We start from the raw sequence: 22,461 nt of genomic DNA, 5'->3' as shown, positions 1-22,461 counted from the left end.
GCGGTTTTCCTTTCCTGAACTTGGATTGCCCAAAAAAACATCACTAATGCTAACCCATTGGTTTTAAATAAATATATTTGGGAACCCATAGACCGGAACAAAATTCCTTCGCAACATTAGCCAAATTTAACCCTGTCAACCCCACAAGTGGACAAATTGTGGCATCCCTGTGTTCAAGAGGGTTGTTTTCCTTTTCACACGAAATATCAGCCGCCTTTTGCAATTCGTTCCTGTTTTTGTCCTGCCCGCTTCCCGATGGTGGCAAAAATATTCTTGTCAGCCCGCGCCGGATCGGCAATGCACCCGATATGCGTATCATCACCTGGAATATCAATTCCCTTCGCCTGCGGATGCCCCTGCTGGAACAGCTCTGCCGGGATACGGCACCCGATATGGTGTGCCTGCAGGAAACCAAGGTACCGGACAATCTGTTCCCCATGGAACAGGTCCGGGCGCTGGGATTCGATCATGTCGTTTTCCGGGGCATGAAGGGGTATAACGGGGTCGCCATCCTGTCACGCCAGCCCGTAACCGTGCTGGAGGATACGCCCGACTGGTGCCAGCGCGGCGACTGCCGCCATATCGCCGTGCGCCATGGCACAGGCGCGGACGCCATTGATGTGCATGACTTCTACGTCCCCGCGGGCGGCGATATTCCCGATCCGGTGGAAAATCCGAAATTCGCGCACAAACTCGCCTTTATCGAGGAAGCGCGGCACTGGTTTTCCGCCCGCGCGATGCGGCGCACGGTTCTGGTGGGGGATCTGAACATCGCCCCGCTGGAACATGATGTGTGGAGCCACAAACAACTGCTCAAGATCGTCAGCCATACGCCCGTGGAGACCGAGGGATTGCTGAAATGGCAGGATACCGGTTTTGTTGACGCCATGCGTCACTTCGTCCCGGCCAGCGAGAAGCTTTATACGTGGTGGTCGTATCGCAACCGGGACTGGAGCGCATCGAACCGTGGGCGCCGCCTGGACCATGTATGGGTCACGCCGGACCTGAAGGACGCGCTGCGTGGCATGGAAGTGCTTCGCCCCGCCCGTGACTGGGACAAGCCATCCGACCATGTGCCGGTCATTGTCGATCTTGCCGTCTAACGGCGTTTTTTCGACACAGGGCGGGAAGAAACAGGCCGCCGGTTAACGCCCGATGCGGATGGCTTCCCCCTGAAATGCGACCGGGCCACCCGTAACAGGTGGCCCGTCATAATCAGCCTGTAAATCCAGGGGCGAGCGTCCTCAGGCGAGGACCGTCTTGCCACCTTCGGGGTCCAGACGGTAACCGCCCCCTTCCGTCACCAGCAGCGTGGCGTTGGTGGGGTCCGGCTCGATCTTCTGGCGCAGGCGGTAGATATGGGTTTCCAGCGTGTGGGTGGTGACCGCTGCGTTGTAACCCCATACCTCGTTCAGCAGTACCTGACGGGGCACGGGACGCGTGCCGGCGCGGTACAGGAACTTCAGGATGGCCGCTTCCTTCTCCGTCAGGCGGATGCGGCGGTTCTTCGCCGTTTCCTGCAGAAGCTTGGCGGACGGGCGGAAGATATAAGGCCCGATAGCGAAAACCGCGTCCTCGCTGTTTTCAAAAATACGCATCTGCGCGCGCAGACGGGCCAGAAGTTCCGCGATACGGAACGGCTTGGCGACATAGTCATTCGCCCCGGCGTCAAGCCCGCGGACGACATCCGTTTCATCATCGGAACCTGTCAGGATGATGATGGGAATGCGCTTGCCCTTGCGGCGCAGCTCGGCGCAGAAATCGCGGCCATCCCCGTCGGGAAGGGAAACATCCAGAATAATTGCATCGAACCGGGCGCCCGGCGTCTGCAGTTTCTCCCAGGCTTCGGCGACGGAGCCAGCCTCGATCGCTTCAAATTCACCATCAACCTGTAGCTGTTCAACGAGCATTTGACGTAAAGTCTGATCGTCGTCCGCTATCAGTATGGGACGTGCTCCTGCCATCGAACCCTCTTTATCACTTTAGTCCCGGCCCGTTATCGGTCCGGTCTTTGTCTTGCCTGTTCATGCCCGGCCCCACAACCCCCGGTCATGATGCCGTACGCAGTCAGATCAGGGCCGGAGATAAACATAAATACGACCCAATCCAGAGGAATCCATGATACGCGCAATTTTGCAAACGAATACAGGGCTGGATGCACAACTGCATTGCATGCGCGAAATTGTTCCCGCCATCATCGGCGCAGGGGGCATAAAAAACCACAAAACGGAGGGAGATCACGCAACGCCTGCCGGTATTCTGCCGCTACGGCGGGTTTTCTACCGCGCGGACCGCGTGTCATCACCAGTCTGTCATCTGCCGGTGGAACCCCTCTCCGCGCTTGATGGATGGTGCGATGACCCCACCCATCCCGACTATAACCGCCATATCACGCTGCCCCATTCCGCCCGCCACGAACGGCTCTGGCGGGATGATCACGTTTACGACATCATCGTGGTACTTGGTTATAACGACGCGCCTGTACGCCGTGGCGCGGGGTCGGCCATATTCATGCACCTGCCGCCCGCCGGTGGCAGACCGACGGAAGGCTGCATCGCCCTGCCTGAACCCGTGCTGCGTCACCTGCTGGCGGCGGGACTGGGGGAAATCGAGGTCAGGCCGGTATAGGCGCCGCCACCTGGGGCGCATCCGGCGCTGCGGCCTCTTCTGGCGGCACGTAGGTAATGATGATGTCACCCGCCGCAGGCTCGATCGGGGTTACGTCCTCGGCCGAAAAGACCCAGATCGCGGTTCCCTTGCGAATAATCATGAACAGCATGACCGGATCAGAGGGTAACGGGTTTTCATCCTCGTTATCGGATTCTTCGATGACGTGGCTGCTAAAACGCCAGCCTTTCGCATAACGGGAATCGATCAGGGAGAAATTCCAGCCCGGTTCCCCCAGAACCTTCCCGCGCGAATCCCGGCTCAGGCCATGGTACAGGTCCAGTCGCGCCAGTCCCGGACTGACCTGAAACACACGCTGCCGCCCCAGATCAGGCGCCATGCGCGCGCAGACAAGACCGTTATAGATGGCATCCGGCGTCGCCGCGATCAGGTAGTCCGCAGGCCGCTCCTCAAGGCTCTCCTGTCCTTCGACCGATAACAGTTCCGCCTTGAGCACCGGCACGCCAAACCGCGCGGCCTTGTCCAGTGCCGGGGCATAGGTATCGACCAGCAGCACCGGCACTCCCACCTCGTGCACCACGCGGGCAAGGTTGGTGGACCACGCATTGGCCCCCATGATGGCCAGCGCCGGTTCATCAGACAGCGTAAGCCGCAGCGCGCGCGCCAGTGGACGCAGCGAGAAGCCATGCAGGATCATGGTCGATGCGATCAGGGCGAACACGGCGGGCGTAATCAGGTCCGCCCCCGGATAGCCCGCTTCCTGCAACTGCAACCCGACCACCCCCGCCACGGCGGCGGCCACGATCCCGCGCGGCGCGATCCAGCCCACGAACAGCCGCTCCTGCCATGACATGCTGGCCCCGATGGTGGACAGGAAAATACCCAGCGGACGCACCACGAACATGACCGTAAGCGTAAGCGCCATGATCGGCAGAGAAAGCTGGTTCAGCAGAGTACGCTGCAAATCGGCCGTCAGCAGGACAAACAGGCATGAAACCACGATCACGCCGAGGGATTCCTTGATGCGCTGCAGTTCCGACATGCCCGAGACCTGCAGGTTGGCCAGCGCCATGCCGAACACGGTCGCCGCCATAAGCCCTGCCCCCTGCATGACCAGATTGCACACCGCCGCAACCCCCACGGCGAAGGCCAGGATCATCGGGATACGCAGGATCTCGGGCAGCAGATCGCGTGAGGAGAGGAATTTGATCAGCAGGGCGGCAAAGACACCACACCCGATCGCAACCATGGTGGCGAACAGTAGTTGCGGCCCGATCTCGACCGCTTCCAGCGAAATGCCCCCCATATGCGAAGGCCGGATCAGCAGGTATTCCAGAACCAGCGTCGCAAGGATGGCCGCAATCGGGTCATTGACGATGGCTTCCCACCGCAGGAAGGCTGCCACCCGGGGTTGCAGCTTGGTATGCCGTAGCAGCGGCAGCACCACGGTCGGCCCGGTCACGACCACGATCGCGCCAAACAGCCATGCCGTGCCCCAGTTCAGGTGCCCGACATAATGCGCGGCAATGGATGCAAGTACCCAGTTGACCGGCAGGGCCGCTGCAGTCAGCCGCAGCACCCCTTCCCCCGATTCACGCCACTGGCGCAGGTTCAGGGCGAGTCCCCCCTCGAACACGATGAAGGCCACGGCCATGGAAACCAGGGGATGGAAATAGGGGCCAATGGTCGCCGCCGGATGCAGCATCCCCACCCCCGGCCCGTAAAACAGCCCAAGGGCGAACAGCAGCACGATGGCAGGTAGCTGAAAGCGCCACGCCACCCACTGCGCGGCGATCCCGCCGCCCAGAACGCACAGAATTCCTATGGCAAGGTTTGTGGCCTGCATGCCCGTATCCCACTTTGTTGCAAACACCCCTGCCGCCTGGCCGGCATCCAGTTCATGCGCGTAAATACGACCGGGCGTAATGGTTCGTGTATATCAGGATTTACGCTGCATCATGGCAGCAAAAAAGCCATCCGTATGATGCTGGCGGGGGGTAAGGCTGACCTGACCATCCGTACTCAGTCCGGGCGGCAGGTCATCGTGTTCCGAATCAGGGGGAACCAGTGCGAAGTCGGGATTGCGCGCCAGAAAGGCCGTGATCTGGTCCGTATTTTCTTCGCGCAGCACGGAACACGTCGCATAGACCATGCGTCCGCCGGGACGGACCAGTGCTGCGGCACGGTCAATGATTTCGGCCTGTTTGGCGGTCAGTTCCAGCAGGTCCTGTTCACGCAGGCGCAGGCGGGCATCAGGGTTACGACGCCACGTACCCGTGCCCGTGCATGGCGCATCGACCAGAACACGGTCGAAACTGCCGCTACGCCGACGCGCCCAGCGGTCGCCCGCTACCAGCAAGTGACGTTCGGCATTATGCACGCCCGCACGGCGCAGGCGGCGCACCGCCCCTTCCAGCCGGGGTTCGGATACGTCGCAGGCCACGATATGACCGCGATTTTCCATGGTCATGGCCATGCCCAGCGTCTTGCCCGCAGCACCCGCGCAATAATCCAGCACCCGCATGCCCGGTCGCGCACCAACGGCCGCGACGACAAGCTGGCTGCCTTCGTCCTGTATTTCGATCAGGCCACTGCGGAAAGCAGCGCTGGATGTAACCGGCAGGCGCCCCGTTACCCGCAACCCCCACGGGGAAAGCGTGGTCTCCACGGCATGGATGCCCTCCGTCCCCAGTGCCGCGCGCGCCGTGGGACGGTCGGACTTGAGCAGGTTTACACGCAGGTCGAGTGTCGCTTCACCTTCCATGGCCGCCAGTTCTGCTTCCAGCGCATCGCCGAACGTGCGTTCCAGCCGGGGCAGCAGCCAGTCGGGCACTTCCAGCCTGACGGCGCGCGGCATGTCCGGATGGAGCAGGTCCTGCCCCCGCAGCCGGTCATACAGCCGCCGTTCCGGTCCGGTCAGGCCCAGCGGGGCATAGCGTTCACCCGTAAACAGATCATCGGGGTTTTCACGCCCCTGTGCCTCCAGCGCCATCATCGCCAGCGCCAGCAGGCGGGGCGTCGGCTGCATGTCAGCGTTTTCAATCCACCAGTGCATCCTGCGCCAGTGCCGCAGGATGCCCCACACCCGCGCCGATATGGCCCGGCGGTCGCCCCCGCCGATATAGCGCCGTTCACGGAAGAAGGCATTGGCCAGAGCGTCCGCCGGTCGCAGCGGCGTCGCCTCCATTGCGGTAAGAAGATCAATGGCGGCGGAAAGCCGTGCGCTGGGTGTCATGGATTATGGAACCGTTATACTGTCATGGAACCGGCAGGGTCAGTCCTGCCGGTAGTTCGGGGCTTCACGCGTGATGGACACGTCATGCACGTGGCTTTCACGCAGGCCCGCGCCGGTAATCCGGCGGAAGCGCGCGCGTTTCTGCAGGTCGGCCACCGTAGCGGACCCGGTATAGCCCATACCTGCGCGCAGGCCACCCACCAGTTGATGGATCACGGCACCCATCGCGCCCTTGTACGCAACGCGGCCTTCGATCCCTTCGGGGACCATCTTGTGCGTGTCCTTGATGTCCTGCTGGAAATAGCGGTCAGCCGAACCACGGGACATGGCGCCAAGGCTGCCCATGCCGCGATAGGATTTATAGGTCCGTCCCTGATACAGGAACACCTCGCCCGGGGCTTCCTCGGTTCCGGCCAGCAGCGAGCCGATCATGACCACGTCAGCACCCGCGCCGATCGCCTTGACGATATCGCCCGAGGTACGCACGCCGCCATCGGCAATGGCAGGCACATCGAGTTCATGACAGGCCGCAGAGGTTTCCATAACAGCGGAAAACTGTGGCACGCCCACGCCTGCGACCACGCGCGTGGTGCAGATCGACCCCGGCCCGATACCGACCTTTACGCAATCGGCACCAGCGCCAATCAGCGCCCGCGCGGCTTCCGGCGTTGCGACGTTACCGGCAATGATCTGGATGTCGTTCTCGATCGCGCGGATACGCTCGATGGTTTTCAGCACGCCAGCGGAATGGCCGTGGGCGGTGTCGATCACCACCACGTCCACGCCTGCCCCGATCAGTTCACGTGCGCGGACCACCCCGTCATCACCCACACCCGTCGCGGCTGCGCAGAGCAGACGGCCAAGGCTGTCCTTGTTGGCCTGCGGATACTGCACCGCACGGTCCATGTCCTTGACGGTGATGAGACCGATGCAGCGGTCTTCATCATCAATGACCAGCAGTTTTTCGATCCGGTGGCGGTGCAGAAGCTGGCGGGCCTGATCGCGGTCGGCATTGTTGCGCACGGTCACAAGGTTTTCGCGCGTCATGAGTTCATACACGCGCTGCGCCGGATCGGTGGCGAAGCGGACATCGCGGTTGGTCAGGATACCGACCAGACGGTTGGTTTCACGCTCGACCACCGGCAGGCCGCTTATGCCGTGGCGGGACATGATGGCGTTGACTTCCGCCAGCGTCTGGTCCGGGTAGACCGTGACAGGATTGACCACCATGCCGGATTCGAAGCGCTTGACGCGACGGACCTGTTCGGCCTGCTGTTCAACGGTCAGGTTTTTGTGGATGACACCCAGCCCCCCGTTCTGGGCCATGGCAATGGCCATGCTGTCTTCGGTCACGGTATCCATGGCCGAGGAAATGAGCGGGATGTTCAGGGTGATCTTGCGGGTCAGCCGGGTCTTGGTCGATGTCTGCGAAGGCAGGACACTCGATTCGTCGGGAACGACCAGCACATCATCAAACGCCAGGGCCTCGCGGATGCGATCCTCAAGCCGGGGAGCAGATGTGTTTTTCTGAATGGAAGACATGATGCAGGGGCCTCGTCAGCAGATGGCGGCTTCCCCGCGCCTCGGGTCACCGACCGTTGGCGCACCCTCATAGGGTGCGAAACCGCTGCTGGCAAGCATTACACGCATGGTCCGTACGTTTTCTGCCCCTCGTGGCCCGTACACTGTGCGGGATCAGGCGTACAGCCGCATCCCGTCATAGGCGGCCTCGACCCCTGCGGGCAGGTTTTCCTGCATCCAGCCCCAGTCCATGTCCGGCCCCATATGGGTCAGCACCGTGCGGCGGGGCTGTATGATCCCGCGCCAGTACAGCACCTGATCCAGCCATCCGTGGGAAAGATGATCGTCACGCTGGAAACAGTCTACCACCCACGTATCGACCCCGCGCAGCGTATCAAGGGCCGCGTCGCTCAGTTCGACCACATCGGTGCAGTACGCCATCGGCCCCACCCGCAGGCCGATCGTTTCGGTCCGGCCATGCCGCTGGCTGAACAGGTGTATGGACATCCCCGCCATCACATGACGGCAGGGCAGCGTAAGGGGATGCGCGTCCAGTATGGGACGGAAAATGCGCGGCGGTGTCCACGGGCGGAAGGCATAGTCGAACCGGATGGCGATTTCATCCAGCGTCTCCGCCGTTCCGTAGACGGGCAGTGGTCCCTCGATAATACGGTTGATCGCCCGCAGTTCATCCAGCCCGCCCACATGGTCGGCATGGGCATGGGTATACAGAACCGCATCCACCACGCTGACACGCTGCGCCAGAAACTGGTCCCGCAGGTCCGGCCCCGTATCGACCAGCAATGTGCGTCCCGGCCCGTCACTGATGATGACGGAAGACCGGGTACGGCGATTACGCGGCTCCGCCGGATCGCATTCGCCCCAGTCCCCTGCCCCGTCCGGACCGCCGAGCATGGGCACGCCAGCCGACCCACCGCAGCCGAGGATGATCATTTCCATCCCGTCAGACCGCCTGCGTGAACAGGCGGCTGAAATTGGCCGTGGTCATTTCGGCAAACGCCGCATCTTCCATCCCGCGCAGTTCCGCCAGAACGCGGGCGGTATAGGCGACATAACCCGGCTCGTTACGCTTGCCACGCCGGGGCACGGGAGCAAGATATGGCGAATCGGTTTCCACCAGCAGCCGGTCGGCAGGCACGTCTTTCGCCACGTCGCGCACGGACTGCGCACGATTGAACGTCGCAATACCCGAGAAGCTGATATATCCCCCCAGTTCCAGCGCCCCGCGCGCCAGTTCCGGCCCCGACGAAAAGCAGTGGATCAGGAACGGGAAAGCACCGTTGCGCGTCGTCTCATCGCGCAGGATCGCCAGCGTGTCCTCATCAGCCTCACGCGTATGAATCACCAGCGGCAGGCCGGTCCTGCGCGCGGCGTCGATGTGGACGCGGAAGCTTTCGTGCTGCAGCGGGCGGACATCGGCCTGACCGTGGAAATAGTCCAGCCCGCTTTCCCCGATTCCCACCACGCAGGGATCATCCGCCATGGCGGCGATGGTGGCGGCGTCGGGCAGGTCTTCTTCCGTCACATGGTCGGGATGGGTACCGATGGTGCACCACACCCGCAGGTCGGGCTGATCCAGCGTCGCCAGTTTCTTCTGCTGCTGCGCGCGCGACAGACGCGTGCCGATGGTGACCATGCCATCCACCCCGGCCTGTTGCGTGCGGGCCAGGATTTCGGGCAGTTCCCCGTCAGAAAAATGGTCGAGATGACAGTGGGAGTCAGTCAGTCCCGTACGGGTCATGTGGCCTCCGGTTCGACAAAGCGGGGGAAGATGCCCTGCGGCGCGGGCAGTACCCGGCCACCAGGCAGCGGCGTATCAAGGGCCGCGAAATCACGTTCCCCGGCTTCCACGCCAAGCTGGGTCAGCATCCGGTCCATGCTGCCGGGCATGTAGGGCTGAAGCACGGTGGCGATGATCCGCAGCGCATCAGCCAGCACGCGCAGCACGTCCGCCATGCGCGCGGCATCTGTCTTCTTCAGCTTCCACGGGGCCTGATGGTCGATATAGGCGTTACAGGCGCGGATGACCTTCCACACCTCCTCCAGCGCATCGGTCAGGGCCTGACGGTCGATCTGTTCATGCATGATCTGCGGCAGCAGGCTTGCCGGGGCCAGCAGGGCGGTGTCTTCCGCCGTGTGGGCACCCTGCGGGGGCAGCACCCCTTCACAGTTGCGCGCGATCTGGGACAGCGTGCGCTGTGCAAGGTTCCCCAGATCGTTCGCCAGTTCCACATTCATGCGCGAGACGATGGCCCGGCGGCTGAGATCACTGTCCCCGCCAAAGGGCATCTCGCGCATCAGGAAGAAGCGGATCGGGTCGAGGCCGAAGGTCTTAACAAGGTCACGCGGGTCCACCACGTTGCCCAGCGACTTGCTCATCTTCTGGCCTTCGATGGTCCACCAGCCATGGGAGAACACACGCTCAGGCAGTTCAAGCCCCGCCCCCATCAGCAGCGCGGGCCAGTAGATGGCATGGAAGCGCAGGATGTCCTTGCCCACCAGATGCAGGTTGGCGGGCCAGAAATCCCATCGCGGCCCTTTTTCATCCGGGAAGCCAAGGGCGGACAGGTAGTTGGCCAGCGCATCCACCCACACATACATCACATGCTTCGGGTCACCCGGAACGGGAATGCCCCAGTTGAAGCTGGTACGGCTTATGGACAGGTCACGCAGGCCCTGACGCACGAAACTTGCGACCTCGTTACGGCGGCTCTGCGGTTCGATGAAGCCGGGACGGTTTTCATACAGTTCCAGCAATCTGTCGCCAAAGGCCGACAGGCGGAAGAAGTAGGACGGCTCGCGCACCCATTCCACGGCAGCGCCGGTGGGGGCCACCTTCCTGCCATCGGGACCATCGACCAGTTCGTCTTCGCCGTAGAAACATTCGTCACGCAGCGCGTACCAGCCTTCATACGCATCAAGGTAGATATGGCCATTTTCTTCCAGCCGCTTCCACAGGGCGGATGCCCCTTCGGCATGGCGGGGTTCGGTCGTACGGATGAAATCATCGTAGGAGATGGCCATCGTATCGTACATATCGCGGAAATCGGCCGCCACGCGGTCGGCAAACGCAATCGGTTCCATGCCCGCCGTCTGCGCGGCCTGTTCCACCTTCTGCCCGTGTTCATCCGTGCCGGTCAGGAAAAAGACATCAAAACCCGCCAGCCGCTTGAAACGCGCGATCACGTCGGCTGCGACGGATGTGTAGGCGTGGCCGATATGTGGCGCCCCGTTCACGTAATAGATTGGTGTTGTGACGTAGTAGCGCCGTGTCATGTTTCACTCACCCGCGCAAGCGCCGTTAGGACCGCCTGCTGTTTATCCAGATTGAATTGTTCGGTTTCCGCACGCAGCCGTACCATTTCCTGCCACAGCAGGGCCAGGCGGGCCGGGCGAAGGTCACTCATGCGCGCGGGGCCGGGATTGCAGGCCAGCGCGCGCGTCTTTTCAGATATGGCATTACACAGCAGATCGAAAAAGACGGAAAAGCCATTTTCCCGTTTTGTGACCTGTTCGGCAATATCATAGCCTGCCGCCTCGCCCCCTTCACCTTCCATGACGCGCGCGACAAGGCCGGCCAGCACATCCCCCTCACCATCAAGCAGCGCCAGCGCCCTGCCCGGCGCGCCACGGGCCTGCGACAGGATAGTGGCCAGACTGCCCGCATCGGGACCACCCGTGCGCCCGGCGAACACGGTGCGCATGGCTGCGTCATCCAGCGGGGACAGGCCCAGCACCCGGCACCGGCTGCGTATCGTGGGCAGCAGACGCCCCGGCACGGAACAGGTCAGGATCAGGATGGCGCGTTCGGGCGGTTCCTCAAGGATCTTGAGGATGGCGTTGGCCGCCGTGCGGTTCATGTATTCCGCACCATCCACGATCACCACGCGCCAGCCGCCCTCGGCTGCGGTGCGACGCAGGAAGGCTGAAATGGGACGCACGTCATCGCCCACGATCTCGCGCCGCTGGCGGTGACGCCGATCGTCCATCCCGCGGGCCACCACCAGCAGATCGGCATGCGTGCCAGCCGTGACCCGGCGGCCCACGGCGCTGTCATGATCTTCCGCGCCCAGCAGCACACGGGCCATCATGAAGGCCATGGTGGTTTTGCCGATCCCCTCCGGCCCGGTCAGCAACCATGCGTGGTGCAACCGGCCTGACCTTATGACCGCAAGAAACTCCTGCCATGCCGCGTCATGCCCGATCAGGCGACGGCAGGCGCGGGGATCATCCATTGCCAGCCCTGCCCGCCATATCCGCAAGGAAAGGCTCCAGTTCCGCGCGAAGCGCTGCCTGCACCCCGTCCACCGCACCACTTGCATCAATGCGGCGGCAGCGCGTGCCGTCACGGCTGGCCACGGCGTCAAACCCCTGCGCCACGCGGGCGTGAAAAGCGGTATCCAGCGCTTCATACCGATCCGTGCGGTCGCTGCCACGCTGCGCCATGCGGGCATGGGCGATGGCGGCAGGCACCTGCAGCACGAAGGTCAGATCCGGCACGACCGGAATGAGCGCGCGCAGACGGGCGATCATGTCCAGCATGGCAGGATCGGCATGGCTCAGCCCATAGCCCTGATAGGCTTCGGTTGAATCGGTAAAGCGGTCACAGATGACGATCCGCCCCTGTTGCAGGGCAGGCAGGATGCGCCGTTCGACATGATCGGCCCGGGCGGCGAAATGGGCCAGCACCTCCGCCCGGGCGCACAGGTCATGGCCACCGAACAGCAGGAAATCACGCAGCGCCTCCGCCCCCGGCGTGCCGCCGGGTTCGCGCGTAAGCTCCACCTCATGCCCCGCCGCGCGCAGGAAACCGGCCAGAAGGCCCGCCTGTGTGGACTTGCCCGCGCCTTCCCCTCCTTCAAACGTAATGAACAGGCCGGACATGCCTAGCCCCGTCCCAGCTTCTGGCCCAGAACCGCCGTAGCCCGCCCCATAAGCCCAAGTCGGGGCACGCTGGCGCCCGCGACCAGCGGTACCCGGATTTCAGCCAGCCCGGTATTGGCGATGACCAGTTCGCCCACCTGCTGCCCCGCCATGACCGGGGCGGGAATGGGACTGCTGTAATCCATGCTGACATGCACCCTGTTCTGCCAGCCGTGCGGCAGGGTCAGCGTCACGTCCCTTGTGGCCACCAGCGGCACGGTCGCCGCCTGCCCCAGCCATACGGGCGCGTTGTCCATGGCTACGCCCTTATGGATCAGCGTCGCATTTTCAAAATTGACGAAGGACCATTCAAACAGCCGTTCGCCTTCCTGCGCGCGGGCGTTGCTGCTGGGCAGGCCATTAAGCGCCATGACGACACGGTTGCCGCCACGCTCGGCGCTGGCGCACAGGCCGAATCCGCCTGCGTCCGTGTGGCCGGTCTTCAGGCCGTCCGCAATGCCCTTGACCACCAGCGCGTTGCGGTTTTCCTGCGTGATCTTGTTGAACTGGAAACTTTTTTCCGAAAAGAAATGATAATATTCCGGAAAGTCGTGGATCAGGTGCATGGCGATCGTCGCCACATCGCGCGCGGACATGTAATGCCCGTCCATCGGCCAGCCCGTCGCGTTCAGGAAGTGGCTGTTGGTCATGCCCAACTGGGCCGCCTGCGCGTTCATCAGGCTGACGAACTGGTCCTCCGATCCGGCAATGCCTTCGGCCAGCACGATGCAGGCATCGTTACCGGACTGGATCACCATGCCCTGAATCAGTTCGGCGACCGTGACGGTTCCGTTCAGCGGCACGAACATTTTCGAGCCCTGCATCCGCCATGCCTTCTCGCTGACCGGAAGCGTCTGCTCCAGCGTCAGCCTGCCCGCATGCAGCATGCCGAACACGACATAGGCCGTCATCATCTTGGTCAGCGAGGATGGCGGCATCCGTTCATCAGCCGCCTTTTCCAGTATCACCGCCCCGGTGGTGTAATCGACAATGCACGCCCAGCGCGCAATCGTGTCGATGGGACCGATCAGGCTGTTCGCCGGGGTGGATGGTACGGCTGAAGCCTGCGCCGCGCCATCGGCCGCGTGTGGGGCCGCATGGCGGCGACGTGCCGGGGCGGCCAGCGCCGTGGTGGATACAAGAAGGCTGGTTGCCCCAGCCAGAAGGAAACGTCGGGTGTGCATTGCATCCTTGGTCCGGTAGGTACCGACCGGGCGCGGACCGCCGGTCGGGGTGACGGTGCCCGTCACGCGATTTCGTTCCCCAGCAGGCCAACGGCCAGCGCATAGAAATCAGATGGATTGTAGCGACGGATCGCGGCGAAATTACGATAGACCATGAAGGCTTCGCCCCCCGGCCCGTCCGGGCGCAGCACGGCGCCCGTCATGTCGGGCTGGGCGAAGGGCGCGCCACCGATCTGGCGCACGCCCATTGCCGTCCATTCCGCCAGTGTACGGATACGGGCATGGCCCAGTATGGCTTGCGGCACGCTGTCGGGCATCGTGACCTGCTGCCCCCAGCTTTCGCCCCCCACCCAGCCGGAACCGGCAAGGTAGCTGGCGATGGAACCGAATATGTCAGGCATCGAATGCCAGATGTCGCGTCGCCCGTCGCCATCAATATCCACGGCGTATTTCAGGTAGGCGCCTGGCATGAACTGTGGCTGGCCCATGGCACCCGCGTAACTGCCGGTCATGTCCCCCGGGGCGACATCACCCGCATTGAGGATGGCCAGCGCATGGAACAGTTCATCGCGGAAGAACTTCGCCCGCCGCCCTTCATAGGCAAGGGTGCACAGCGCATCGACCACGTCGAACCTGCCGGTCAGCGTACCATAGGCCGATTCCAGCCCCCATACCCCCATAACCGCGCCCGGCGACACGTCGTAACGGGTCAGGACCTGCTGCTCCATCACGGCGCGTTGGGCGGCGAAGGCGGCGCGTCCGTCATCTATCTTGCGCTGTGTCAGCACACGGCTGCGGTACTGCGCCCATGTCAGGTGGAATTCGGGCTGGTGCCGGTCGCGCTGGATCACCTGCATGTTGGGCGTGGTCAGGGCAGCAAGCGCCTGGGTTACGGCATCCGCCGTCAGTCCCTGCCGAATCGCATCACGCCTGATGCCTGCGACAAAACTGGCGTAATCCCCCGGCGCCGCCGCCGCTTTCGCGCCTGCATGCGGAAGTGCCGCATGGGCGGGCAGCAGCCACGACGCACCCGCCCCGGCGAGGGAAGCGGCGGCAACATGAAGAAGGCGACGACGTACGAGCATACCCGATGCTGTGCCACGCCGTTCCGCCCGTTTCAATCACTGATAAGCAGATCGGATAAGGCGTGATACAATACGCGACATAATTTCCGGTTTGTGGCCATGGACGAAGCATGCCACAAGAACGCCAACAGCAGTTCATGCGTTGGCCTTATGGCCTGTATTTCCCTGCCCGCCTGACGGGCCGACCGAAGGGCTTGTGTTACGTGGTTACGGTTTTTCCCTTCCATCCCCGCCGGATGTACTGAAACAGCCTGTATGCCAACATACCTGATGTCCTGTCTGGCCGCCGCCGGTGCCTCCCCCTTCGTGCAGGCGATGGCGATCATTGTCGGTACCTTTATACTGGAGGATGCGGCGACAATCCTGACCGCCATGCAGGTGCGCACCGGGCATGTCGATATCATGGTGGCGCTGGTCGCGCTGTATATCGGCATCGTGGTGGGGGACATGGGGCTTTATGGCATGGGCCGTCTGGCCGCGCTGTGGCCCCCGGCGCGACGGTGGATCACATTGCCCGATCACGTGCAGGAAGGCCGCTGGTTTGACCGCAACGTGTTCCGCATCGTGTTCATAAGCCGCTTCGTGCCCGGCGCACGCTTGCCGCTTTATACGGCATGTGGTTTCTTTCGCGCCCGGTTCGGACTGTTCTGTATCGCCGCGGTCCTCGCAACCCTGATATGGACATCCCTGCTTTTTCTGGTCTCGCTACGCGTGGGACAGTTCCTGATTGACCATCTGGGAACATGGAAATGGGCGGGCATGGCCGGTTTTGTCCTGACCATTTTCCTGATCAGCCGCATGATCGCACGTTTGCAGAGCAATGAGACCCGATGACCGACATGACCACCACCCTTGACCACCGGCCGCCGTCACCTGCAGCCGCCCCCACCGTGTCGGCTTTCGAGTTCTGGCCGGGGTGGATCTTCTACACGCCGGTCGTCCTGTACTGGATCGTGCTGGGACTGTGGTACCGGGATTTCAGCCTGCCCACCGCCGCCAATCCGCGCATCGAAACCGGCGGGCTGTGCGGTGAAAGCAAAAGCTCCATCCTTGACATGGCGGGCGATGTGGCGCGCGAATGGATCGCCCCCTACGCCGTGCTGACCACTGGCGACAACGACCTGCCCCGCGCGCTCGACGCCATGGAAAAGGCCGGCCTGTCCTTTCCCGTCGTGCTCAAGCCCGATATCGGCTGCAACGGAACGGGCGTGCGGATCATGCGCGACGTGGACAGCCTGCGCACCGGGCTTGCCGCCTTTGGCCGCAATGTGGCGGTCATGCTCCAGCACCTGATCCCCTACGGACATGAAGTCGGGCTGTTCTATATCCGCCACCCTGACGAGGCGGAGGGCCGCATTACCTCCCTCACCTACAAGGAGGTGCCGCACCTGACCGGCGATGGCCATTCCACGGTGGAGGAACTGATCCACGCCGATGCCCGCACCCGGCTCGTGCCGCATATCTACCTGCCCCGTCTGAAGGACCGCCTGCGCGACGTTCTGCCCCTGGGTCAGTCCCTGCCGCTGGTATTCGCGGGCAATCACTGCAAGGGTTCGATTTTCCACGACCGGGCGGTGGACATCACCCCGGCCCTTGTCGCGCGCGTCAACACCATCATGCGCGACATTCCCGATTTCCACTTCGGCCGTATCGATGCCAAGGCGCAGAGCCTCGCCGCCCTGCGCCGGGGGGAAGATTTCCAGATCATCGAAATCAATGGCGTGGGTTCCGAAGCCACCCATATATGGGATGCGCGCACCACCCTGCGCGATGCCTACGCCACGCAGTTCATGCACTACCGCGAGACCTTCCGCATCGGCGCGCGCAAACGGCGCGATGGCTGGAAAAGCAGCGGCGCGATGACCATGCTGCGGAGCTGGCTGCGCCAGCGCAGGCTGATGGCCAGTTACCCCCTGAACGACTGAAAGCCGATCGCCTGCCCCGGTCAGTCCGTGGGCAGGCCGCCATTGCCGAAAATATAATTGCTGACCTGCTGCTCCAGACTGACCGGTTCGCGCGTATTGGTAATCACGGCGCCGGGGCGGAGCATGGTGGTCGCATGCCCGGCTTCGATCATCAGGGCGTTATCGGCGGTAAGGGTGGGGCTACCGATTGAAATGCTTGTATCTTCAGGCAGGGACAATGTACGGTCCACCGTGAAACCCACATTGGCCATATAAGTCGTCGGGTCTAACATGATGGAGGTAACCCGGCCCACTGGCACACCATCCATGGCGACATCCGCGCCCACGGACAGCCCGTTAGCCGACACGAAACGCGCGGTTACGGGGTAGCGGTCATGGTATCCGCCACTTTGCGATGCACGGGCATAAAAACAGAATCCTCCCGCAACCAGAAGGACAAGCCCGCTGGATATGATCGCGCCACTTCTTTCCCGTGCCATGCTGGCCCCCTGCCCGATGCGGCCCCGTACCATCCTGAAATCCGCCGCAATGCGGGACAAGGTGGGACCGGCGCTACGCCGTACCTTCTTTTTTCATCCTACTGCGTCATGGACGAGCGGACAATGACACTCCTTCAGGCAATTATTATAGCGATCATTCAGGGGGCTACCGAACAGTTCCCCATAAGCAGCCTTGGCCACGCGGCCATCGTGCCCGCCATCCTGAAATGGCCGGTGGACCTGCACGGGGAAATGTTCCTGCCCCTGCTGGTCATGCTGCATCTGGGCACATGCGTCGCACTGCTGGTATTTTTCTGGCGCGACTGGGTGGCGCTGTTTACCGGTACAACCGGCCGCTACGGCGTCACCATCCAGATGGACAGCATCCGTATCCTTGCACTGCTGATCGTGGCCACCATTCCGGCGGTGCTGATTGGCGGCCTGTTCGAACATGCCATCCGCAGCCTGTTCGGCACGGCGCGTTACGCAGCGGTTTTCCTGGCACTCAATGGCGTCATGCTGCTGCTGGTAGACCGGATGCGCGAAAACCTGCTGCCCGAAAGCGATCGCCCCCTTGCTTCACTGGGATTTGGGGAAGCCGTGGTCATCGGGCTGTTCCAGTGTCTGGCATTCTTTCCCGGCCTGTCGCGTTCGGGGGCATGCATCGCAGGCGGGCTGCTGCGCGGCCTGTCGCATGAAAACGCGGCGCGCTTCGCCTTTCTCATGGCGCAGCCGGTCATTCTGGCCGCCACCGTGCTTGAAGCGCTGAAACTGCGGCATGCCCCGCCCCTGCCGGGACAGATGCACGTGGCCGTTATCGCCGCGATCGTCGCCGCTGTCGTCGCACTGGTCTGCACCGGCATCCTGATGCGTTATTTCCGCGAACATGAGGACTGGGCGCTACGCCCCTTCGGCTGGTACTGCATTGGCGCCGGCGCGGCGGCGTTCCTTTACCTGTCCTGACCCATAACCGGCCGGTGGGGGTCAGCCATGCCCCTGCCCGCCATCGGTCGATCCCATACCGCCGCTCATGCCATTACGCGGCCCCATATAGGCGCCCGGCGGCGGGCGTGAGATGGGTGGTGACAGCATGGCCGGATCCCCCATCATATCCAGCCCCGATGCGGATGCGACGTGCGAAAGCCGGTCACGCGGCAGGGCTTCGGGGCATTCATCGCGCAGGAAGGCGAGGATCTGTTCGCGGATTTCACAGCGCAGGTCCCAGCTCTGCATGGCGGAGCGCGCGCTTGCGATCACACGGATCGTCATGACATGGGCGTTGCAGTCGGAAACCTGAACGGCGAATTCCTTGCCATCCCACAAGGGGGCGGAATGCACGATTTCACGCAGCCGTGCCCGTATCCGGTCCATCGGCGCGTTAAAATCCACATAGATGAACACAACCCCGATCAATGCTGCCGAATTATGGGTCCAGTTCTGGAATGTATTTTCCAGAAAATAGGAAATCGGCACGATATGCCGCCGCCAGTCCCACACACGCAGCACGACGTAGGTTGAGGTGATTTCCTCCACCCACGCCCAGTCCCCGTTGATGATGATGAGGTCTTCCATACGGATGGGCTGCGTCATGGCGATCTGCATGCCCGCGAACAGGTTGGTCAGCAGCGGGCGCGCTGCCAGACCGACAACCAGCGATGCCGCACCGGCGGAAGCGAACAGGCTGAGGCCATATTGCCGCACCGGCTCGAACGTCATCAGCGCAGCACCGATGGTCAGCAGTCCGATCAGCAGATCCGTCGTGCGGCGCAGGACGCGCACCTGCGTCATATGCGTGCGTAGCAGGATGTCGTCCTTGTCATCCTTGCCATTGATCCGCCTGAGATAGGCGTCGGACAGGATACGGGTGGCGACAACCGCCGCATAACCCAGCATCAGCACGAACAGCACCACCAGCGTATGGGTGGCGACCTGCATGATTGAATAAGGCAGCCCCGAAACCGGCAGCGCCGTGCCCACGAAAAGAAGCACCAGCATGATGCGCACGGGGCGCTGCATGGCCATGGTGAAGGAGCGTATGAAAGCCCCACGCTTCTGTCCCGGAATACGCAGGATCAGTTTCGTGATGAATCGGCTGAACATTTCAGCAGCCAGACCCGCCACGCAGAGCATGAGGATGGAAGACAGCAGGCCGGGCAACCAGCCGAACATCAGGCGCAGGGCAGTCAGAAATCTAAGGAATTCAGTTCTCACAAAGGATACGCAGCCTTTTCGGGTTGTGTGCGTGCCATGGGGTGAGCGGACACTTTTACCCCCTAACGACTGAGCCTGACAAATCAGGCGACTTTTTGCGCTTTTTCATGCAGGTGCCCAAAACGCGGGTTGACTTCCCCCATAAGCGCGGGTATTTCGCACTCATCCTAACGCGATGGCGGTGTAGCTCAGCGGTAGAGCAGGGGAATCATAATCCCTTGGTCGGCGGTTCAAATCCGTCCACCGCTACCATCTGCGTTAGGATTGATTTTCCTTACATTTTTGTGCTTTTCCGAATCTCCTTTCTATTGGGGTTGTCGGGATTTTTGGCACTCCCTGCCCATCGGGTCTGGCACCTGCCTGTTCTAAACGGCAGCAAGAGACCTTCGTTGCCGCGCCTTGCGTCCTACATTTCAAACCTGCCTCACGTATGGATCAGCCGCCAACAGGCCGAATTGGCCAGTCGTGCAATCGCCATGGTCCCTGCACTGGACAGCCTGCCCCTGCCATCCATCAGGCGGCAACCGGACACGACCCAGGCGTGATGCTGCCCTTCATGGTACCCATATCCTGTCATTTTTCCCAAGCCCTGCTTCTGGAAGACAGAGCAGAGGTAGCAGTTCTATAATAAGTCCCCTTCTGCCTGTCCGATTATTCAGAAAGTGGACAGGTAATGTCGTCATCCTTACTGTCGACTACTGCCGGGAACAGACATTTTTCTCTCAGGAATCCGTTTAATCCTTCAGGAATTACTACGTTCACTCTCACTGCTTCGCGAAAGATGGGCCTGACTTACGAAGGCGATGAAAGCGCGGAGGCTTGCCGTCATGCGGCGATCAGGCAGATGAACAAGGGTAATGGGGCGTGGGACCGGCGCATAGTCAGGCAAGACGGGAACGAGGCGTCCAGCCGCAAGATCGGCTTTCAGGGCCAGCGACGACTGAAGAATAATGCCAAACCCCGCAACACAAGCTTCGCGCAGGCCAGCAGCATGATTGATCCGTATCCGGGGCGAAGGCAGCGGGATCTTATAGTCACCTCCGGGGCCATGTAGCGTCCACACATCATCTGACTGCCATTGCGGGTAACCAATCAGACGATGGGAGCATAGCTCTTCTATCCCGTGAGGACAGCCATATCTGGCAAGATATGCAGGAGATGCGGCAAGGATCGTCCGGTAAAGGCCGAGTGGTCGTGCAACAAGCCATTCATCTTCCAGATCCCCGATACGAAAGGCGACATCGAAACTATCTTCGATCAGATCGACCTTGCGATTATCCAGAACAAGTTCAGCCTGCACATCCGGATAAAGTTCGAGATAGGCAGCCAGTAATGGCGCAACCTTAAGGCTCCCATACGTCACTGGCGCACTGATACGCAGGCGACCGGAGGGACTGACTGCCGATGTGTGGGCGACGGCCTGCGCCTCCGCCACATCCGCCAGTATCCTGCGGTACCGTTCAGCAAGCAGCGCCCCGACTTCTGTCAGCGCCATCCGGCGCGTTGTCCGGTGCAGCAGGCGCGTCTGAAACTGTGCCTCAAGCGCGTTGATGTGCTTGGCCACCATGGTTCCGGAAATCGCATGGTGTTCCGCGGCAGCAGTAAAACTGCCCAGATCAACGACCGACAGGAAAACGGCCATACTTGTCAATCGATCCATAACCGGCCTTCATTTCAAACCACAGGTTTTAATACAACGCACTTACGGGCGATTAATCCAACCCTACTGTTGTGTCATATCTTTCATTCCGAACCAAATAAACCAAATCTGGATCTTTTTTGTTTAAGGACACACAGCGATGAAAGCCCTGTTTTTTGACCGGTTTGGGGATGCGGATGTCCTGTCCTATGGCGACTTGCCTGCTCCCGCTCTGGATGCACAATCAGTATTGGTGGCACCGACTTTTGTCGGGCTTAACTTCGCGGACATTTATCGCCGTCAGGGCAATTATGTATTGCAAGGCGAAGCACCGTGGATTGGCGGCTATGAAGGCGTCGGTCATGTTGTGGCGATTGGTGCCGATGTATGTGGCTGGAAAATCGGCCAGCGCGTGGGGTTTGTTGACGTGCCGCGTGCCCATGCCGAACTGGTAATGGCCCGCCCCGATCAATTGGTAACGTTACCGGATGATATTGCGGACCAAAGCGTCGCCGCCCTGTTGCTGCAAGGGCTGACAGCTCAATATCTGGTGGAGGATAGCGTGACTGTACGTTCCGGTAACACGGTCCTGATCCAGGCGGCTGCGGGAGGCGTCGGTCGACTGGTGACGCAGATGGCGACGGCACTTGGTGCGCAGGTGCATGCACTCGCATCGACACCCGCAAAACGCGAACTGGCGCGCGAGAATGGGGCCGTGGCGGCATATGATTATCAGGAAGATTGGGTAGCGCGGGTTCAGCAGGCAACGGGAAAGGGTGTCGATATCGCTTATGATTCGATCGGAACGACCCTGATGCAAAGTGTCGCCGCACTGCGTCCCGGCGGCCGTGCCGTCATCTTCGGCAAGGCGGGTGGGACGCCCCCCTTCATCGATCCGCTTGAACTTATGGAAGGGTCCAAAGGCATCATTGGTGGAGACTTATGGACCTATCTCAATGATCGCGAGGGCCGACAGGGTCGTGTGGACCGCCTTTTCGCGGCACTGCATGCAGGCCGGATCACGCTACCCCATATCAGGACCTTTCCCCTGAATGCAGGTCAGGATGCGCATCGACTGCTTGAAGATCGCAACTTTGCAGGGAAAATCGTTTTAAAAATTGTTTGAAAATAAATCTTTGACAAAAAACAGGAAAAGTTTTCTGGGTATCGCCTTTTTTTTCAAAAAGGCGATGTCTTCCGAAGCTTTTTGAAAAAAGCTTCACCAAAAACTTCCTTATGATTTCTATATGTTTCCCGGGCAGACTTTCAAACAGCTTCTTATCGATACATGACCCGGATCAAACCCGACCTTAAGAATTCATTACCTTACTGAGCAATAGCAACGTAATGCTGATATCCGAAAGAAAGCGATCATAAGTATATAAAGACGCACATGTTTTCTATGCGTTATACTTTTTTTATCGAACCAACTGCTCTCAATACCTGTCTACAGACCTGTGTACCGTTCAACGCAACTTTACTGTCTGGCTTCTTGGAATATGTCGCGTGCCTAGGTTCTGTTGACAAAAGGTCTTTTCAGACTGGCTTGGACGTGATTCAACGTTGGTCTTTGCGGAGACCTGTGGATGCGTGGCGACCTGACGGACGAG

General features: G+C 61.3%; 21 protein-coding genes and 1 tRNA gene. 7 read left to right on the top strand and 15 right to left on the bottom strand.

Annotation, left to right across the window (positions count from 1 at the left end):
- Nucleotides 1-308 precede the first annotated feature (308 nt).
- Nucleotides 309-1,103: an exodeoxyribonuclease III gene (locus tag CFR79_RS11345; protein ID WP_181417422.1), complete on the top strand. Its 795-nt coding sequence runs from the start codon at nt 309-311 to the stop codon at nt 1,101-1,103.
- 141 nt (nt 1,104-1,244) lie between these two features.
- Here the strand turns inward: CFR79_RS11345 and CFR79_RS11340 are convergent, their stop codons facing one another.
- The gene (locus tag CFR79_RS11340) at nt 1,245-1,964 is read right to left on the bottom strand and encodes a response regulator transcription factor (protein WP_102323466.1); all 720 of its coding nucleotides are present in this window, start codon (nt 1,962-1,964) and stop codon (nt 1,245-1,247) included.
- A 208-nt stretch (nt 1,965-2,172) separates the two neighbouring features.
- On the opposite strand from CFR79_RS11340, the gene CFR79_RS11335 reads away from it, so the two are divergent.
- Entirely contained in the window at nt 2,173-2,628 is a 456-nt protein-coding gene (locus tag CFR79_RS11335; protein ID WP_102323465.1) for a L,D-transpeptidase family protein, read from the top strand.
- Here CFR79_RS11335 and CFR79_RS11330 read toward each other — a convergent pair.
- The 10 genes from CFR79_RS11330 to CFR79_RS11285 form a co-directional block, all read right to left on the bottom strand.
- Nucleotides 2,615-4,474: a cation:proton antiporter gene (locus CFR79_RS11330; protein ID WP_110547992.1), complete on the bottom strand. Its 1,860-nt coding sequence runs from the start codon at nt 4,472-4,474 to the stop codon at nt 2,615-2,617. The two genes, CFR79_RS11335 and CFR79_RS11330, sit on opposite strands and share 14 nt — an antisense overlap.
- A 93-nt stretch (nt 4,475-4,567) precedes the next feature.
- The gene (locus tag CFR79_RS11325; RefSeq protein ID WP_110547978.1) at nt 4,568-5,863 is read right to left on the bottom strand and encodes an RsmB/NOP family class I SAM-dependent RNA methyltransferase; all 1,296 of its coding nucleotides are present in this window, start codon (nt 5,861-5,863) and stop codon (nt 4,568-4,570) included.
- Nucleotides 5,864-5,902: 39 nt separating this feature from the next.
- Nucleotides 5,903-7,405, bottom strand: a complete 1,503-nt coding sequence (gene guaB, locus CFR79_RS11320) for an IMP dehydrogenase (RefSeq protein ID WP_102323463.1) — start codon at nt 7,403-7,405, stop codon at nt 5,903-5,905.
- Between the two features lie 153 nt (nt 7,406-7,558).
- Nucleotides 7,559-8,344 (bottom strand): MBL fold metallo-hydrolase, encoded by a 786-nt coding sequence (locus CFR79_RS11315; protein ID WP_102323462.1) that lies wholly within the window; start codon nt 8,342-8,344, stop codon nt 7,559-7,561.
- 4 nt (nt 8,345-8,348) lie between these two features.
- Nucleotides 8,349-9,146 (bottom strand): TatD family hydrolase, encoded by a 798-nt coding sequence (locus tag CFR79_RS11310; protein WP_110547977.1) that lies wholly within the window; start codon nt 9,144-9,146, stop codon nt 8,349-8,351.
- A complete protein-coding gene (gene metG, locus CFR79_RS11305) occupies nt 9,143-10,681 on the bottom strand; it encodes a methionine--tRNA ligase (protein ID WP_102323460.1) in 1,539 nt (512 codons plus the stop codon). The genes CFR79_RS11310 and metG overlap by 4 nt, the downstream gene beginning before the upstream one ends.
- Nucleotides 10,678-11,640 (bottom strand): DNA polymerase III subunit delta', encoded by a 963-nt coding sequence (locus CFR79_RS11300; protein WP_110547976.1) that lies wholly within the window; start codon nt 11,638-11,640, stop codon nt 10,678-10,680. Before CFR79_RS11300 ends, metG begins: the two co-directional genes overlap by 4 nt.
- Nucleotides 11,633-12,289, bottom strand: coding sequence for a dTMP kinase (gene tmk, locus CFR79_RS11295; protein WP_110547975.1), 657 nt, complete (start codon nt 12,287-12,289; stop codon nt 11,633-11,635). The genes CFR79_RS11300 and tmk overlap by 8 nt, the downstream gene beginning before the upstream one ends.
- Nucleotides 12,290-12,291: 2 nt before the next feature.
- Nucleotides 12,292-13,578, bottom strand: coding sequence for a D-alanyl-D-alanine carboxypeptidase family protein (locus CFR79_RS11290; protein ID WP_408884571.1), 1,287 nt, complete (start codon nt 13,576-13,578; stop codon nt 12,292-12,294).
- A complete protein-coding gene (locus CFR79_RS11285) occupies nt 13,575-14,597 on the bottom strand; it encodes a lytic murein transglycosylase (RefSeq protein ID WP_110547974.1) in 1,023 nt (340 codons plus the stop codon). Before CFR79_RS11285 ends, CFR79_RS11290 begins: the two co-directional genes overlap by 4 nt.
- Before the next feature lie 255 nt (nt 14,598-14,852).
- On the opposite strand from CFR79_RS11285, the gene CFR79_RS11280 reads away from it, so the two are divergent.
- On the top strand, nt 14,853-15,431 hold the full coding sequence (locus CFR79_RS11280) for a DedA family protein (RefSeq protein ID WP_110547973.1): 579 nt from the start codon (nt 14,853-14,855) through the stop codon (nt 15,429-15,431).
- Nucleotides 15,428-16,522: a D-alanine--D-alanine ligase gene (locus CFR79_RS11275; RefSeq protein WP_102323455.1), complete on the top strand. Its 1,095-nt coding sequence runs from the start codon at nt 15,428-15,430 to the stop codon at nt 16,520-16,522. The genes CFR79_RS11280 and CFR79_RS11275 overlap by 4 nt, the downstream gene beginning before the upstream one ends.
- A gap of 20 nt (nt 16,523-16,542) precedes the next feature.
- Here CFR79_RS11275 and CFR79_RS11270 read toward each other — a convergent pair whose 3' ends face one another.
- The gene (locus CFR79_RS11270) at nt 16,543-17,034 is read right to left on the bottom strand and encodes an MlaD family protein (RefSeq protein ID WP_243705302.1); all 492 of its coding nucleotides are present in this window, start codon (nt 17,032-17,034) and stop codon (nt 16,543-16,545) included.
- A gap of 90 nt (nt 17,035-17,124) precedes the next feature.
- Here CFR79_RS11270 and CFR79_RS11265 point away from each other — a divergent pair, with 90 nt between their 5' ends.
- Nucleotides 17,125-17,964 carry an undecaprenyl-diphosphate phosphatase gene (locus CFR79_RS11265; RefSeq protein WP_102323454.1) on the top strand — a complete coding sequence of 280 codons (840 nt, stop codon included), beginning with the start codon at nt 17,125-17,127 and terminating at the stop codon, nt 17,962-17,964.
- A 21-nt stretch (nt 17,965-17,985) separates the two neighbouring features.
- Here the strand turns inward: CFR79_RS11265 and CFR79_RS11260 are convergent, their stop codons facing one another.
- Nucleotides 17,986-19,212, bottom strand: a complete 1,227-nt coding sequence (locus CFR79_RS11260) for a mechanosensitive ion channel family protein (protein ID WP_102323453.1) — start codon at nt 19,210-19,212, stop codon at nt 17,986-17,988.
- 177 nt (nt 19,213-19,389) lie between these two features.
- On the opposite strand from CFR79_RS11260, the gene CFR79_RS11255 reads away from it, so the two are divergent.
- Nucleotides 19,390-19,464: transfer RNA gene (locus CFR79_RS11255), tRNA-Met, on the top strand.
- A gap of 172 nt (nt 19,465-19,636) precedes the next feature.
- Here the strand turns inward: CFR79_RS11255 and CFR79_RS15920 are convergent.
- Nucleotides 19,637-19,789 (bottom strand): hypothetical protein, encoded by a 153-nt coding sequence (locus tag CFR79_RS15920; RefSeq protein WP_181417421.1) that lies wholly within the window; start codon nt 19,787-19,789, stop codon nt 19,637-19,639.
- Nucleotides 19,790-19,954: 165 nt separating this feature from the next.
- Nucleotides 19,955-20,854: a LysR family transcriptional regulator gene (locus CFR79_RS11250; protein ID WP_258373554.1), complete on the bottom strand. Its 900-nt coding sequence runs from the start codon at nt 20,852-20,854 to the stop codon at nt 19,955-19,957.
- 157 nt (nt 20,855-21,011) lie between these two features.
- Here CFR79_RS11250 and CFR79_RS11245 point away from each other — a divergent pair, with 157 nt between their 5' ends.
- Nucleotides 21,012-21,977, top strand: a complete 966-nt coding sequence (locus CFR79_RS11245; protein ID WP_110547971.1) for a quinone oxidoreductase family protein — start codon at nt 21,012-21,014, stop codon at nt 21,975-21,977.
- The last annotated feature ends 484 nt before the right edge of the window (nt 21,978-22,461 follow it).

This window comes from Komagataeibacter saccharivorans (assembly GCF_003207825.1).
Classification (GTDB): domain Bacteria; phylum Pseudomonadota; class Alphaproteobacteria; order Acetobacterales; family Acetobacteraceae; genus Komagataeibacter; species Komagataeibacter saccharivorans.
Note: the sequence above shows the minus strand (reverse complement) of the source record. Positions and strands in the feature narration are given on the sequence as shown.

Bases quoted from the DNA above. Each gene is read 5' to 3' on its own strand.
- CFR79_RS11345 (WP_181417422.1), top strand. From the start codon at position 309: ATGCGTATCATCACCTGGAATATCAATTCCCTTCGCCTGCGGATGCCC.
- CFR79_RS11340 (WP_102323466.1), bottom strand. From the start codon at position 1,964: ATGGCAGGAGCACGTCCCATACTGATAGCGGACGACGATCAGACTTTA.
- CFR79_RS11335 (WP_102323465.1), top strand. From the start codon at position 2,173: ATGCGCGAAATTGTTCCCGCCATCATCGGCGCAGGGGGCATAAAAAAC.
- CFR79_RS11330 (WP_110547992.1), bottom strand. From the start codon at position 4,474: ATGCAGGCCACAAACCTTGCCATAGGAATTCTGTGCGTTCTGGGCGGC.
- CFR79_RS11325 (WP_110547978.1), bottom strand. From the start codon at position 5,863: ATGACACCCAGCGCACGGCTTTCCGCCGCCATTGATCTTCTTACCGCA.
- guaB (WP_102323463.1), bottom strand. From the start codon at position 7,405: ATGTCTTCCATTCAGAAAAACACATCTGCTCCCCGGCTTGAGGATCGC.
- CFR79_RS11315 (WP_102323462.1), bottom strand. From the start codon at position 8,344: ATGGAAATGATCATCCTCGGCTGCGGTGGGTCGGCTGGCGTGCCCATG.
- CFR79_RS11310 (WP_110547977.1), bottom strand. From the start codon at position 9,146: ATGACCCGTACGGGACTGACTGACTCCCACTGTCATCTCGACCATTTT.
- metG (WP_102323460.1), bottom strand. From the start codon at position 10,681: ATGACACGGCGCTACTACGTCACAACACCAATCTATTACGTGAACGGG.
- CFR79_RS11300 (WP_110547976.1), bottom strand. From the start codon at position 11,640: ATGGATGATCCCCGCGCCTGCCGTCGCCTGATCGGGCATGACGCGGCA.
- tmk (WP_110547975.1), bottom strand. From the start codon at position 12,289: ATGTCCGGCCTGTTCATTACGTTTGAAGGAGGGGAAGGCGCGGGCAAG.
- CFR79_RS11285 (WP_110547974.1), bottom strand. From the start codon at position 14,597: ATGCTCGTACGTCGTCGCCTTCTTCATGTTGCCGCCGCTTCCCTCGCC.
- CFR79_RS11280 (WP_110547973.1), top strand. From the start codon at position 14,853: ATGCCAACATACCTGATGTCCTGTCTGGCCGCCGCCGGTGCCTCCCCC.
- CFR79_RS11275 (WP_102323455.1), top strand. From the start codon at position 15,428: ATGACCGACATGACCACCACCCTTGACCACCGGCCGCCGTCACCTGCA.
- CFR79_RS11270 (WP_243705302.1), bottom strand. From the start codon at position 17,034: ATGGTACGGGGCCGCATCGGGCAGGGGGCCAGCATGGCACGGGAAAGA.
- CFR79_RS11265 (WP_102323454.1), top strand. From the start codon at position 17,125: ATGACACTCCTTCAGGCAATTATTATAGCGATCATTCAGGGGGCTACC.
- CFR79_RS15920 (WP_181417421.1), bottom strand. From the start codon at position 19,789: ATGACAGGATATGGGTACCATGAAGGGCAGCATCACGCCTGGGTCGTG.
- CFR79_RS11250 (WP_258373554.1), bottom strand. From the start codon at position 20,854: ATGGCCGTTTTCCTGTCGGTCGTTGATCTGGGCAGTTTTACTGCTGCC.
- CFR79_RS11245 (WP_110547971.1), top strand. From the start codon at position 21,012: ATGAAAGCCCTGTTTTTTGACCGGTTTGGGGATGCGGATGTCCTGTCC.